The organism is Mycobacterium stomatepiae (genome assembly GCF_010731715.1).
GTDB classification, from domain to species: domain Bacteria; phylum Actinomycetota; class Actinomycetes; order Mycobacteriales; family Mycobacteriaceae; genus Mycobacterium; species Mycobacterium stomatepiae.
In genome coordinates, this window is the sequence record NZ_AP022587.1 from 2,116,991 (window position 1) to 2,129,682 (window position 12,692).

Consider the following 12,692-nt stretch of genomic DNA (forward strand, 5'->3'; position numbering starts at 1 on the left):
TGATGTTGCAGGTGTGGCCTACTTCCGTTAGGAGACGGCCAACCAGATCACACCGGCTGCCGTACCGTGGGACTGATTTAGGTCGTGCCGATAAACGCTCCCGAGGAGGATTGCTATCCAGACGAGCACCCGGTTTCGCTGGATCGCCAGGTATGGCGCTCCGCGCGCGTTCTTGGCGGTGCAGGCTCGCCGCGGACAACCCTTGGCCCGGTTTCTGCTGGGCCGGGCCAGCGGAGACGAGATGTATCGCCTCATCGAGGACATCAGGCAACAGGGCCGCCTGTTGCGGCGGCCGTTCGTGTGGGTGAGCGCCGACCACGAAATCTGCCGGGCGGTGTTACGCGACGACCGGTTCGGGGTCACCAACATCGTGAATGCCCCGCTCCCCCAGCCCTTTCCGGCATTACTGGAGCGAACGGACCCCGGCCTGCCCAACCCGGTGGAGCGTCCAGCCATGGTGATGTCGAATCCGCCGGATCACACCCGTTATCGGCGTTTGTTTGCGCAGAGTTTCACACCACGGGCCATCGACAGGCTCAGTGCTCGAGTCGGTGAAATCACTGCCGAATTGCTCGATGGCCTACAACGCAACCCACGGCCCGACCTGGTCGCCGACTTTGCCACCGAATTGCCGGTCGCGGTGATCACCGAGATCCTCGGGTTGCCAATCGATGCGCGCCCGCAGGTGCGCGAGTGGGGCTACAGCTTGGCGCCGCTCTTGGATTTCGGTACCAGCTGGAAGACGTTTCGCCACGCCGTCGAGCGGTTAAAGGAAGTCGACCGCTACGCCGCCGAATTCATCGAACGAGCGCGTGAGGGTGACTCGCACAACGACCCGTTCGGCCGCGTGGCCGCCGGCGGCGAGCTGACCCATCGCGAATTCGCCGCCAACGCAGCGCTTCTGGTCGGCGCCGGGTTCGAGACGACGGTGAATCTGATCGGCAACGGAATCGTCCTGCTGCTTGCGCATCCCCGGCAGCTTGCCCTGCTACGCGAAGATCCAGAGCTCTGGCCGTCGGCGGTCGAAGAGATTCTGCGATTCGAGAGTCCGGTGCAGATGCTGGTGCGCACCGCGCAGCGCGACGCCGACATCGCCGGAGAGCACATCCGCGCCGGCTCAATGTTCGTGCTGTTGATGGGCGGCGCCAACCGCGACCCACGCGTATTCAGCGACCCCGGCCGGTTCGACATCACCCGATCCAACGCGCGAGAGCATGTCGCGTTCGGTTCAGGCATCCACGGTTGCCTCGGCGCCGCCCTGGCACGAATCGAGGGCGTCATCGCGCTGCGCACCCTCTTCGAGCGCTTCCCGAGCCTGAGCCTGCGTGACCAGCCCGAACCGCTCGAGCTGGTCACGTTGCACGGATTCAAACGGCTACCCGTCGAATTAGGAACGCGGCCAGCCGGAGACGCGCGGTCGGTCAGGTAGCGCCGGCCCCGGCCTGCCAGACCAGACCTACGATGACGCCGGCAGTTGGTTAGTCAGTTCGCCGGCATGTTGAGGGCAGTAGGTGTTCACCGCGATCGAGGTGAACTGGACGGGGCTGTCCCCCTTGAACGCAGGATTGCTCTCCTCCAAGTCCTTGATGACCTCGGTCTCGGGCATGCCTTCGTCCATTAGTTTGCATTCGCTCTTGCCCACCCCGATGGCGATGCTCGGGGTCTGATAGGTGATGCCGGCATTCTTCAGCTGGGTCAAAAAGTTCGAATCCGGACTCGGATCGGCCTGAGCCGGTGCAGCAACGGCGATAACAGCAGCAACGCCCGCAAAAACGATTACCCCTCGCATCGCTTCATCTTCCTACAGGCTGGCGCGGTTGTCCTGCCGACCGTTATTGGGATCGGTAGTCATGGTCGCCGTATGTACTCGTCGCAATCGCAAGGCCACCCAGGCAGCGAATGCACAACAAATCGGCACCATACGAAAGGAGCCCCGGCCGTGACCAGCCTCTACGCGCTCAAGCCGTGGTTTACCCGGCGTTTGACGCCCATCGTCGACGCCGCTGTGGCGCGGCAGGTCTCGCCGGATGTGTTCACCGCGGCCGGCGTGACCGCGGCTGCGGCTGCCGGAGTGGCGGTCGCGTTCGGCTGCTGGCCGCTCGCGGCGCTGTTCATGGTGTTGCGGCTGGCCGGGGCCAACCTCGACGGCGCGGTGGCCCGCGCTCGTGGCGTCAGCCGGCCTTGGGGGTTCGTCGTCAACGAGCTCGGCGACCGAACGGCGGACCTGTTCGCCTTCGCCGGTCTGGCGGTGTGGGCGGCCCGGCAGCATGGCCCCGGACTGCACTGGCTGTCCTGGCTGGTGTTTCAGGTGTTGGTCGCCACGCTGGCCGCGACTCTTCCGACGTTCGCATCGCTGGCCGCGGCGGCCGCCGGCGCCACACGCCGCAACGGTGGCCCGCTCGGCAAGACCGAGCGCTGCCTGTTCGTGGTGCTGGCCACGGCGTTCCCGGTCGTCATGCCGGTACTGCTGGCGCAGTTGGTGAACGGTTCACTGATCACCACGGTGCTGCGGCTGCGGGCGGCGCGCCGCGAGCTGAAGCCTCAGCGCGTTGTCTTGGTGGAGCACTTCGACGCGGTCACGCAGCCGATCGACGTGGTCACGCAGCCGATCAACACGATCACCCGACCGTTGAACCTCGTCACGCGACCCCTCGCGGCAGTGGCAGCATGACCGCGAACCGGATGCCGAGCGTGCTTCGGCACGGGCTCTGGCGGACCGTGTGCGCCGCCTCGGGCGGCCTGACCGTCAGCGGACGCTGGCGCGCCACAGGCGCTTGCGTGGTCGTAGCCAATCACAGCTCGCATGCCGACTCCGCGGTGCTGCTGGCGGCGCTGCCGCCCGCGACCCGGCCGGTGATCGGCGCGGCGGCCGACTATTGGTTCGCCGTACCCACGCGGCGCGCCGTGGCGACCTCACTGATCGGCGTCCTGCCGGTGCGGCGCTCCGGTGACGGCACCTATGCCGCACTGCTCGCAGCGGCGGGCCCCGCGCTGAAAGCCGGACGCACGGTCGTCATCTACCCGGAGGGAACCCGGTCGACCGACGACACCATCGGTGAGTTCCGTTCCGGCGCACTGCGATTGGCCTGCGATTGCGGTGTACCGATCTTGCCCGTCGCGATCGCGGGCACCGCGGACGTACTGCCTAAGAACGGCCGCTACTCCCCCGCCCCGATGCGCGTTCAGATCGGTGCGCCGCTCGACCCACACACCACGTCGGCCCCGCAGCTGCGGGCACACGTACTGGCCTTGCGCGAGGACGCGGGGGCCGAGCTCGTCGACCGCTACGCGCTCGCGTCCTGACATGACGATCGTCGAGAAGTACCTATCGTTCGTCCACCGCGATCGGCGGATGCCGCTCCACGTCGACCTGGGCCCGATGCACATCCACCTCTACTCCCGGGCCGTTTTTCTGCTGTGGGTCACGGTGGCGATCCTGGCGCTGGCCGGCATCGTCGTCCTGGTCTCGCGCAAGCGGGAGCTGATCCAGAAATGGCGTACCTGGGCGCTCATCGCGCCCGCGGTTGGCCTCCCGGTGTGGCTTGGTCACGGCACCACCGCGGCACTGGCGGCGGCACTGGCCGTTGTCGCGGTGATCGAATACGCGCGATTGGTGAGGCTGCGCCGACTCGATACCTGTGTGCTTGTAGCGCTGGCGGTGCTCTACCCGATCGCCGCCTGGTTGCGCCCGTCGCTGTTGCAGCTCGCGCCCGCCGCCGTGCTGCTGTGCGCGCTGCCCTCGGTGTTCGGCGGGGATGTCGAGCACGGCGCCAAGCGCACGGCGTTCGCGGGGTTCGGATCGGTGTGGATCTGCTGGTCGCTAGCGCACCTCGTCATGGTGTGGCCGGACACGTATTTACTGTGCTTTGCCGTCGCGGCCACCGACGTCGCCGCCTGGTGTGGCGGAAAGGGGTTGCGCCGCATGGCGTGGGCGCGTCGGCCGTTGTCTCCGTTAAGCCCCAACAAGACGGTCGGCGGGATGGTCGGCGCGATCATCGGGGCGTCCGTCATCCTCTCACTGTTGGGCACCATTTCGATCGGACTGCTCGTCGCCGTTTCCATCGGTGGGGTTTTCGGCGACCTGCTCGAGTCCATGTTCAAGCGTCAAGCCCAAGTCAAGGACGCCGGCTGCTGGCTGCCGGGCTTCGGAGGACTGCTCGATCGGATCGACTCGTTGCTGCTAGTACTCCCGCTGGCCTACCTACTCGGATGAGGAATCAGATGACCTGTTCTGTGGCACCCACAATCACCACCCGTATCCCGCGGGCGACGATGGTCGGTGGGCTCGACGTACGCGACGTGAGTCTTACTCTCGAACGCAATATTGTTGCACTGGACCAGATTTCGTTCGCCGCACGTCCCGGCACCTTGACGGCGGTGATCGGCCCTTCGGGTGCGGGCAAGTCCACTCTTGCCCGAGTGATCACCGGGGCGGCGCGTCCGAGCGGCGGAGCGGTGGCGTTGGACGGGCGCGACCTGCACACCGCGTCGAGCAAGTCGTTGCGCCACCGGATCGGGATGGTGCCGCAGGACGACGTGGTCCATCCCCGGCTGACCGTCGGGCAGGCGCTGGAATTCGCGGCCGAACTGCGGATGCCCGCCGACACGGCCGCGTGCGATCGCCGTCAGGTAATCGCCTCGGTACTCGAGGAACTCGAGCTGACGACCTACACCGCGACCCGCATCGAAAAGTTGTCGGGCGGGCAGCGCAAGCGCGTGTCAATTGCCTTGGAGCTGTTGACACGTCCCTCGCTACTGGTGCTCGACGAACCCACGACGGGCCTCGATCCCGCGCTGGACCGCGCCGTCATGACCACGCTGCGCCGGCTCGCCGACGCGGGTCGGGTGATTGTAGTGGTGACGCATTCGTTGACGTTTCTCGATGTCTGCGACCAGGTACTGCTGCTGGCACCCGGTGGCAAGACGGCATTCTGCGGCCGCCCGGGCGAGATCGGGTCGGCGATCGGCGCCCGCGACTGGGCCGACATCTTCAGCATCGTCTGCGCCGATCCCGACGGGATGCGACGTCGTTTCATGCACGGCATGGGATCGCAGGACGCACTCACGGCGATTCAGGTCATCTGCCATCAGCCCGCGCAACGGAGTGAACCCGCAGGTCCCGGCCGATGGCGCCAGCTGTGGACGCTGGCACGCCGGCAGGTGCGACTCCTGGTCGCCAACCGCGGTTACTTCGTTTTCCTGGCCGCACTGCCGTTCATCGTCGGGCTGCTGCCCCTGACCGTCGCCGGTCATGCCGGGCTCGGCCACGCGGACGGGTCCGTACCGTTCGAGGCGAAGCACGTCATTGCGTTGATGAGCTTCGCCGCAATCCTGATGGGCGTCACGCTCACCGCACGCGACCTCGTCGGCGAACGCGCAATCTTCCATCGCGAGCAAGCCGCTGGATTATCCACCTCCGCATACCTTCTGGCGAAGATCGTAGTGTTCGGCGGGGCCGCGACTTTACAGTCGGCGATCCTGGTTCTGCTCGTCACGGCACCCGGGATCGGCAAGCCTGGGCCGTCGGGGGCGGCGGCACTGGGCAGCCCGATGTTGGAGCTGTTCGTTGGCGTGGCGGCTACCTGCGTGGTGGCGATGGTTGCGGGGCTTGCGATTTCGGCGTTGGCGCGCACCAGTGACCAGGTGATCGTGCTGCTGGCGATGACCTTGATGACGCAACTGGTGCTCGCCGGTGGGTTCATCCCGGTGACGGACCGGCCGCTGTTCGAAATCCTCGCCTGGTTCACGCCCGGGCGATGGGGTTTCGCGGCCACCGCGTCGACCGCGGATCTGACCCACCTCGTGGTCGGAATCGCGAACGACCCCCACTGGCGCCGCGCCGAGTCGGCATGGTTTTTCGATATGGCCATGTTGGCTGTGCTGGGGTTGACCTTCGCCGGTTTCGCGTGGTGGAAGAGTCGTCCCACGGTGCGCGCGTGACTCAGACGTCGTAGTAGAGCTCGAATTCGTACGGCGTCGGCCGCAGGTTGAACGGCGCGAGCTCGTAGTCACGTTTGAAGCTGATCCATGTCTCGATCAGGTCGGGAGTGAAAACGCTTCCCTCAGTGAGATATTCGTGATCCTCTTCCAGCCGGTCGATCACGGCCGCCAGTTGAGTGGGTGCCTGCGGAATCTCCGCGGCCTCGTCCGGCGGTAGCTCGTAGAGGTCCTTGTCGACCGGGGGTGGTGGCTCGATCTTGTTCTTGATCCCGTCCAGGCCGGCCATCAGCTGGGCCGCGAACGAGAGGTACGGGTTGCCCGACGAGTCGGGGCAACGGAACTCCAGCCGCTTGGTCTTCGGGTTGCTGCCGGTGATCGGGATACGCACGCACGCCGACCGGTTGCGCTGGCTGTAGACCAGGTTGATCGGGGCCTCGTAACCCGGGACCAGCCGCTTGTAGGAGTTCACCGTCGGGTTGGTGAACGCCAGCAGCGCCGGCGCGTGGTATGCAGGCCACCGATGTAGTGACGGGCAGTGTCCGACAGGCCGGCGTATCCGGTCTCGTCGTACATCAAGGAACCGCCGTCCTTCCACAGCGACTGATGACAGTGCATGCCGGAGCCGTTGTCACCGAACAGCGGCTTGGGCATGAACGTCACGGTTTTGCCCGCCTGCCACGCGGTTTGCTTGACGATGTATTTGAACATCTGGAGGTCGTCGGCCGCGTGCAGCATCGTATTGAACTTGTAGTTGATCTCGGCCTGTCCGCCACTGCCCACCTCATGGTGCCCCTTCTCCAGAAGAAAGCCGGCGTTGGTCAGGTGGGTGAGAATGTCATCGCGCAGGTCAACGTAATGATCGGTGGGGGCAACCGGGAAGTAGCCTCCCTTGGGACGGACCTTATAGCCAAGGTTCGGACTGCCGTCGGGTTCGTTCTCCTCTCCCGTGCTCCACCATCCGGATGTCGCATCCACCTTGTAGAACGAGCCGTTGGTGCGGGAATCGAAGCTCACCGAGTCGAAGATGTAGAACTCGGCCTCCGGGCCGAAGTAGGCGGTGTCCGCGATGCCGGAGCTGATCAGGTAGTTCTCCGCCTTGCGGGCGACGTTGCGCGGGTCGCGCGAGTAGACCTCGAGGGTGAAGGGGTCGTGCACGAAGAAGTTCACGTTGAGCGTCTTGCGGGCGCGGAACGGGTCGATCGTCGCGGTCTCCGGATCGGGAAGCAGCAACATGTCCGACTCGTGGATCGACTGAAGCCCGCGAATCGACGAGCCGTCGAACGCCAAGCCCTCCTCGAAGACGCCCTCGTCGAAGGCGTAGATCGGAATTGTGAAGTGCTGCATGGTGCCCGGCAAATCACAGAAGCGGACGTCGACATACTCAACGTGCTCGTCCTTGGCGAGTCTGAAGATGTCGTCGGGCGTCTTCTCGGACAAGGAATGCTCCTTTACGTAATGGCGCGACAGCGCTTTCTACGCCTCAACTATTTCGCCTGCGTGACAAACCCAAGTCGAATCTGTTGCGCCTCAAAAAGACTTGCGGGACATCACCGTTGACTTCTTTGCCGGAATCCTTCCGGTGGCATGTTTCGGCATTGTGTCCGATAGTCATATGAGCCAGCGGACGCTGGTAACAGCAGAGGTCGGAGTATTCATGGCGTACCACATGAAGTCGCAGCCGAATGGCGAACAGCGGGACCACGTTCGGCAGCTCGACATCGACTAGCTTGTCGCGATCGACCCTGGCGACAAGCGGACGAATCGACAGCACAAATGGGCGAACTCTTTCAATTCCATCGCGAAATCATCGTCAGCGGCGACGACCCGCTGTCGAAGACGATCGCCGAGGAGCTAAGGGGTGCGGGCGCTCGGCTCATCAAGATCAACACCGCCGCCGATCTTCTGGGCGCCGGGGTACATCGCGCGCGCGCCGTCGTCTGCGCTGGACCCAATGACGCGGTGAACCTCGAAATTGCCTTGTTGGCAAGAGAATACAGTCCGAATGTCCGCGTGGTGGCGCGTCTGGCCAATGACGTGCTGCGCGAAGCGGTGACCACCGTCAATGGCCCGGGCGCGATCTTGGACGTCGCCGATCTCGCGGCGCCCTCCCTTGTCGAGGCGGTACTGTCGCGTAACGCGCACCAGTTCGACACGGCCGGTATCGAATTCGTCGTCTGGGGATCCGAGGCTCCCTACAACGCGACACTGCGCGAGATCTACGCCGACCTGGCCCCGGTCGCGGTGGTCCACGGCAAGAACTCACCCGCCCCCGGCGAGGTGGTGCCGTGTCCCGGCCGGGATCTGCAGGTCTATGCCGGCGACTGGACGTCGATGATCGGCGTCAAAGACGAGTTGGAAGCGCGCGGGTTCACCTTGCCTCCCGCAACCGCGACGCGCTCGCGTCACTCACGGATACGCCGCGCCATCGATGCCGCGCGCACCATGCGCGACGACGTCAACCCGCTGCTTCTGCCCTCGTTGGTCTTCGCGCTGTTCCTCACGCTCGGCTCGACGGCCGTGGAGCAGTTCGCCTATCAGCATCAGCAGATGTCGTGGCTCGATGCGCTGTACTTCACCTCCGAGACGATCACGACCGTGGGCTATGGCGAATTCGGTTTCGGCGAGGAATCCGTTTTCCTGCGACTGTTCAATGTCGGGTTGATGTTCGGTGGCGCGATCGTTACCGCCATCCTTGTCGCTTTTCTCGCGGACCTGATGCTGTCCCGGCGCTTCGTCCAGACGGCCGGGCTGCGCCGGGCACGCCATATGCGCGACCACATCGTCGTGATCGGACTGGGCTCGATCGGCGTCCGCGTCGTCAGCGACCTGGCGACCGCCGGATACGACGTCCTCGTCATCGAACCGAACGTGAATAACCGATTTCTGCCGACGGTGGCCGAACTGGACGTGCCGGTGATTTTCGGAGACTCGGCGATGCGCCAGACGCTGGAATCCGCCCGTGTCGATCGCGCCCGCGGAGTCGCAGTGGTGACGCAGGACGACATGGAGAACATCGAGACCGGGATCGTCTTGCTGGAGATTTTGGGATCGGATACCAAGGTCCCGATCGTCATGCGGGTGCAAGGCCGCGCGCTGGGCACCGCGGTGAATCGGCGGTTCGGTTTCGAGAATGTGCGATCGATCGTCGACCTGGCGGCCCCGTGGTTCATCGGCGCGGCGATGGGACTGCAGGTGCTGGGCACGTTTTGGGTCGGGCAGCGTTCCTTCATGGTCGGCGGAATGCTCGTGGCGGAGGGCAGCGAGCTCGATGGTCTGCGCATGGTGGACTTGTCCACCCAGACGCGGGTCATCGCGATCACTCGACCGGAGGGGCCGGTTCGGCTACGCCCCCGCCGCGACGCTCTATTGAAAGCCGGTGACACGGTCTATGTGATCGGGCCCTATCGCGAGTTGATCGCAACGCTGCGCAAGGGCCAGCCTCCGCCGCTGACCGCCGTCAACGGAGAGCGTGCGGCGACGCTGGCGGCGGCGCGTGCACACAGGCCGGACGTCCGCCGGCCACGGTGGGCACCCGAACAGCAGGCTTGAGTCGCGCGGCGCCGGTCGCGGCGCAAGTATGGCCGGATGGCCGAGGGCGCCTGCGGAGGCGTATGAACTTTGACGACCCATCGGGGCGAGCCCAGTTCGCCCGCGGTCGACAGTCACCTTGACTCGCAACTGGTACCGCGCGCACAGCGCCTCGATCGCCGCCGGCCTATTTGGCCAACGAGGAACTGCCTGTGTCGTCACGCCTTCGCGAAGCAGTACATCCGGTAGTCGGTGGATCCGCCCCTTTGCATGTCCTGATAGACCCGCCACACGAGCACGTAGCCGTGGACCAGCAGCCACCTGTGCAGGAATGCCGGGACCAGACGCTCGACCGCGCGCATCCACCACTGCGAATTTTTCTCCATCCCCCGCATGACCTGTTCATTGATTGTCCTGTGCGAAAGCATCGACATTGGCGCGTTGGCTAGCTGCGCCTCCCAGGCTGCGACGGTGTCAGCAAAGCGGAAGTCGGCATACAGGAAATGGCCTCCCGGGCTCAGCACCCGGCCGACCTCGTCGAGGAAGCGCGGAAACTCGCGGTAAAGGTGCGAGGACTCGATATTGATTACCGCGTCGAAAGATTGGTCGGGGAACGGCAGCTGTTCGGCGTCGCCTTTCACGAATTCCAAGCCGTCGAGATGGTGCCGTTGTTGGCAGAACGCGATGCCGACGGGGTTCAAGTCCAGTCCCGTATACGAGGCCGGATGCGTTGTACGCATCAGGTAAGAAGCGCCGCCGCCGTGGCCGCAACCGACCTCCAGCACTCGTTTGCCAGCGAGGTCCACCTGGGTAGCGATCCGGTGGTAGAGCTGGATAAAGTACCGGTCGTGCTCGTCGGAAGCCGGTAGCGGCACCCCCATCGGCGGGTCTTCCTCGTAGCCGTAATTGAGGAACAAAACATCGTCCGAACGGAGCCGACGGGTCAGGTAGGGATAAAAGTATTGATATATGAACTGGATGAATTTCGCTTTGAGAGTCCAAAGCGGCGACGGACGAAACTCTGGGGCCTTGAGTTCCATGGACGGAGTGTAGTGCGATAGATCACCGGCGCGACAGAATTCTTCCGAATTCGCATATCGATGACGAGGGGCGTCTTAGCCCTGGTAGCTGTCGACCTTTGCGGCGTAGTCGTCGAGCAACCGCAACGATTCGTCGAGCGGGCGGCTGGGCAACAGCAAGGCGAGTCGGCCGTAGCCCAAATCCTGCGCCGCTTGCCAATAGTCGGGTTTAGCCGGTGTGCCGAACATCGCCAGTGGGACATCGCGCCCGCTGCCCTCACGCAGTTGATCGATGCGCTTGGCCAGATGCTCCAACGGGAGCGGATTGGATATCCAGCCCGCGTCGTGGCGAATCACCCGCTTGACCGTGGCATCGGAGTCGCCGCCGATGAAAATCGGCGGGTGCGGTGTCTGAACGGGCTTGGGCCGCAGGTAGGAAGAATCAAAGTTGACGTGCTTGCCGTGGTACTCAGCGGGTTCCGTGGTCCACAGCGCCTTGATGGCCTCGATGCGCTCATCGAGCAGAGCGCCGCGGGTCTTCGGGTCGGTGCCGTGATCGCGCAACTCTTCGATGTTCCAGCCCGCGCCCACGCCGAATATGAAGCGGCCACCGGAGATCAGGTCGATGCTGGCCGCTTCCTTTGCCGTGATGATCGGGTCGCGTTGGATCAGCAAGGCGATCCCGGTGAACAGCTCGATGGACGAGGTCACCGCGGCCGCCGCGGCCAGCGTCACAAACGGGTCGAGGGTCCGGTAGTAGATCGACGGCAGTTCGCCGCCCATCGGGTAGGGAGACTCCCGGCTCGCCGGGATGTGCGTGTGTTCCGCGATGACCAGGGACGTGAAACCACGCTCTTCGATGCCACGTGCCAGGGACACCGTGTCGATCGTGTCGTCGTTGACGAACGTTGCGACTCCGAACTTCATCGTCGCCCTCATCTGTCGGCTGCCGTCTACCGGGAGATCAACACCCCAACGCACGACGCTAATCCCGATGGGTGGCGGCCGTGTCAGTTGGGCTGGTCACCCCGGTGGCCTTGTCTCTGTGAGACGGCCACATTGGGCACCGACCGAGGCAGGCGGCTACAGCGGTTCGCCGATCTCAGGAACTAGGGCAATGTCCTCGGGCTGGCCATTGCGGAAGATTGCGGCGAGCTCACGTACCCGCCGTTTCGCCCAGTCAGTATCAAATTGACCCAAGATTTCATATTCGTACTTGAAGCGCTCCGCGCGATCACCAACACGTTTTGCAGCTTGGCTCGTCACTACGCCTTCGCCGAGCTTCTCCGACAACCGATCCATGTAGGCCTAGAAGTTCTGCAGATTTATCGCCCAAGGCGCGGTCCAGACTCGTCAAATCTGGGCTTGGGTTCCAATGGCCAGTCAGCCTCCCTGCAGGATGCTGTCACGCGCGACCGAAAAGTACTTCTCGATGCTTCCACGGATCCACTCGAGCCTTTGGATAGTAGTCGGGAAATCAACTTTCAGCTGATCCTTCCTTATCTCGTCGCGTGGAATGCCCTGCCTGATCGCCAACATGAAAATATATTGCCACTTCCCAGACCGATCAGAGGGACCAAACACATTGGGAGCGTCAAGCGGGGCAATCATGCAATTTATCGAAGCCGCTCGGGGCGATTCATAGATTTGAATCTTGCAATCCGCTGAAGAGTAATAGACGACTGAACTATTCGCCCCCCCTTCGACGACATCGTCGTCGTACTCATCTAATTGAAAGCCCAATTCATTCAATAAAGGTTCGACAATGGACCGGACCCCGGCCAAGAATTCCTCTGTCATTTCCGACCGTTCGCCTCCATATGGCTACCTTGCATCCCTCGACCGCAGTGCATCACAGGCGCTAGGAAAATGAACCTTGAAGAGCGCCTCAAGCCTGGACATCACTTCGTTCTCGTCGGCATCCAGTCCAGGAGCAGCTCTGCCAACATGTGCGTTACTGAGCATCAGCATGAACTGCCATTTCTTCGATCGGTTGACCAAGCCGAATTCGTTCGGTGCATCGAGCGGTGCGAGCATGAAGTCTATCCCGTCATCACGGGCCGACCAACAAACCTGCAGTTTGCAGTCTTCGCCGCGATAGTAGCTTGCCCAAGCTGCACGGTCTCCATAAATCTCAGTATCTTGTATCTCGTCGAGCTTGAAACCAACGCCAGACAACGTTGGCCTCAAAAACGTTCCACCTCA

Annotated in this window: 11 protein-coding genes and 2 pseudogenes; 6 read left to right on the forward strand and 7 right to left on the reverse strand. The window is 63.7% G+C overall.

Annotated elements, in window-relative coordinates:
* Nucleotides 1–202: 202 nt before the first annotated feature.
* A complete protein-coding gene (locus G6N54_RS10030) occupies nucleotides 203–1,429 on the forward strand; it encodes a cytochrome P450 (protein WP_232073549.1) in 1,227 nt (408 codons plus the stop codon).
* 27 nt (nucleotides 1,430–1,456) lie between these two features.
* Here G6N54_RS10030 and G6N54_RS10035 read toward each other — a convergent pair whose 3' ends face one another.
* Nucleotides 1,457–1,789 carry a DUF732 domain-containing protein gene (locus G6N54_RS10035; RefSeq protein ID WP_163789895.1) on the reverse strand — a complete coding sequence of 111 codons (333 nt, stop codon included), beginning with the start codon at nucleotides 1,787–1,789 and terminating at the stop codon, nucleotides 1,457–1,459.
* Nucleotides 1,790–1,939: 150 nt separating this feature from the next.
* On the opposite strand from G6N54_RS10035, the gene G6N54_RS10040 reads away from it, so the two are divergent.
* From G6N54_RS10040 to G6N54_RS10055, 4 genes are read left to right on the forward strand one after another with little or no spacing between them, the layout of a single operon-like run.
* Nucleotides 1,940–2,671, forward strand: a complete 732-nt coding sequence (locus tag G6N54_RS10040) for a CDP-alcohol phosphatidyltransferase family protein (protein ID WP_170313037.1) — start codon at nucleotides 1,940–1,942, stop codon at nucleotides 2,669–2,671.
* On the forward strand, nucleotides 2,668–3,303 hold the full coding sequence (locus G6N54_RS10045; RefSeq protein ID WP_163789896.1) for a lysophospholipid acyltransferase family protein: 636 nt from the start codon (nucleotides 2,668–2,670) through the stop codon (nucleotides 3,301–3,303). Before G6N54_RS10040 ends, G6N54_RS10045 begins: the two co-directional genes overlap by 4 nt.
* Nucleotide 3,304: 1 nt before the next feature.
* The gene (locus G6N54_RS10050; RefSeq protein WP_163789897.1) at nucleotides 3,305–4,213 is read left to right on the forward strand and encodes a phosphatidate cytidylyltransferase; all 909 of its coding nucleotides are present in this window, start codon (nucleotides 3,305–3,307) and stop codon (nucleotides 4,211–4,213) included.
* A gap of 20 nt (nucleotides 4,214–4,233) precedes the next feature.
* Nucleotides 4,234–5,940: an ABC transporter ATP-binding protein/permease gene (locus tag G6N54_RS10055; protein ID WP_232073551.1), complete on the forward strand. Its 1,707-nt coding sequence runs from the start codon at nucleotides 4,234–4,236 to the stop codon at nucleotides 5,938–5,940.
* Between the two features lies 1 nt (nucleotide 5,941).
* On the opposite strand, the pseudogene glnA reads toward G6N54_RS10055, so the two are convergent.
* Nucleotides 5,942–7,377 (reverse strand): annotated as a pseudogene (gene glnA, locus G6N54_RS10060) (type I glutamate--ammonia ligase).
* Between the two features lie 336 nt (nucleotides 7,378–7,713).
* On the opposite strand from glnA, the gene G6N54_RS10065 reads away from it, so the two are divergent.
* Nucleotides 7,714–9,489: an NAD-binding protein gene (locus tag G6N54_RS10065; RefSeq protein WP_163789899.1), complete on the forward strand. Its 1,776-nt coding sequence runs from the start codon at nucleotides 7,714–7,716 to the stop codon at nucleotides 9,487–9,489.
* Nucleotides 9,490–9,686: 197 nt separating this feature from the next.
* Here G6N54_RS10065 and mtf2 read toward each other — a convergent pair whose 3' ends face one another.
* The 5 genes and pseudogenes from mtf2 to G6N54_RS10090 form a co-directional block, all read right to left on the reverse strand.
* Nucleotides 9,687–10,508 (reverse strand): fatty-acid O-methyltransferase Mtf2, encoded by an 822-nt coding sequence (gene mtf2 / locus G6N54_RS10070; RefSeq protein WP_163789900.1) that lies wholly within the window; start codon nucleotides 10,506–10,508, stop codon nucleotides 9,687–9,689.
* Between the two features lie 75 nt (nucleotides 10,509–10,583).
* Entirely contained in the window at nucleotides 10,584–11,414 is an 831-nt protein-coding gene (locus tag G6N54_RS10075; RefSeq protein ID WP_163789901.1) for an LLM class F420-dependent oxidoreductase, read from the reverse strand.
* 156 nt (nucleotides 11,415–11,570) lie between these two features.
* Nucleotides 11,571–11,762, reverse strand: a pseudogene (locus tag G6N54_RS10080) (hypothetical protein); the annotation flags it as partial.
* A gap of 108 nt (nucleotides 11,763–11,870) precedes the next feature.
* Entirely contained in the window at nucleotides 11,871–12,287 is a 417-nt protein-coding gene (locus G6N54_RS10085; protein WP_163789902.1) for a hypothetical protein, read from the reverse strand.
* 24 nt (nucleotides 12,288–12,311) lie between these two features.
* The gene (locus G6N54_RS10090; protein WP_232073553.1) at nucleotides 12,312–12,677 is read right to left on the reverse strand and encodes a hypothetical protein; all 366 of its coding nucleotides are present in this window, start codon (nucleotides 12,675–12,677) and stop codon (nucleotides 12,312–12,314) included.
* Between the last annotated feature and the right edge of the window lie 15 nt (nucleotides 12,678–12,692).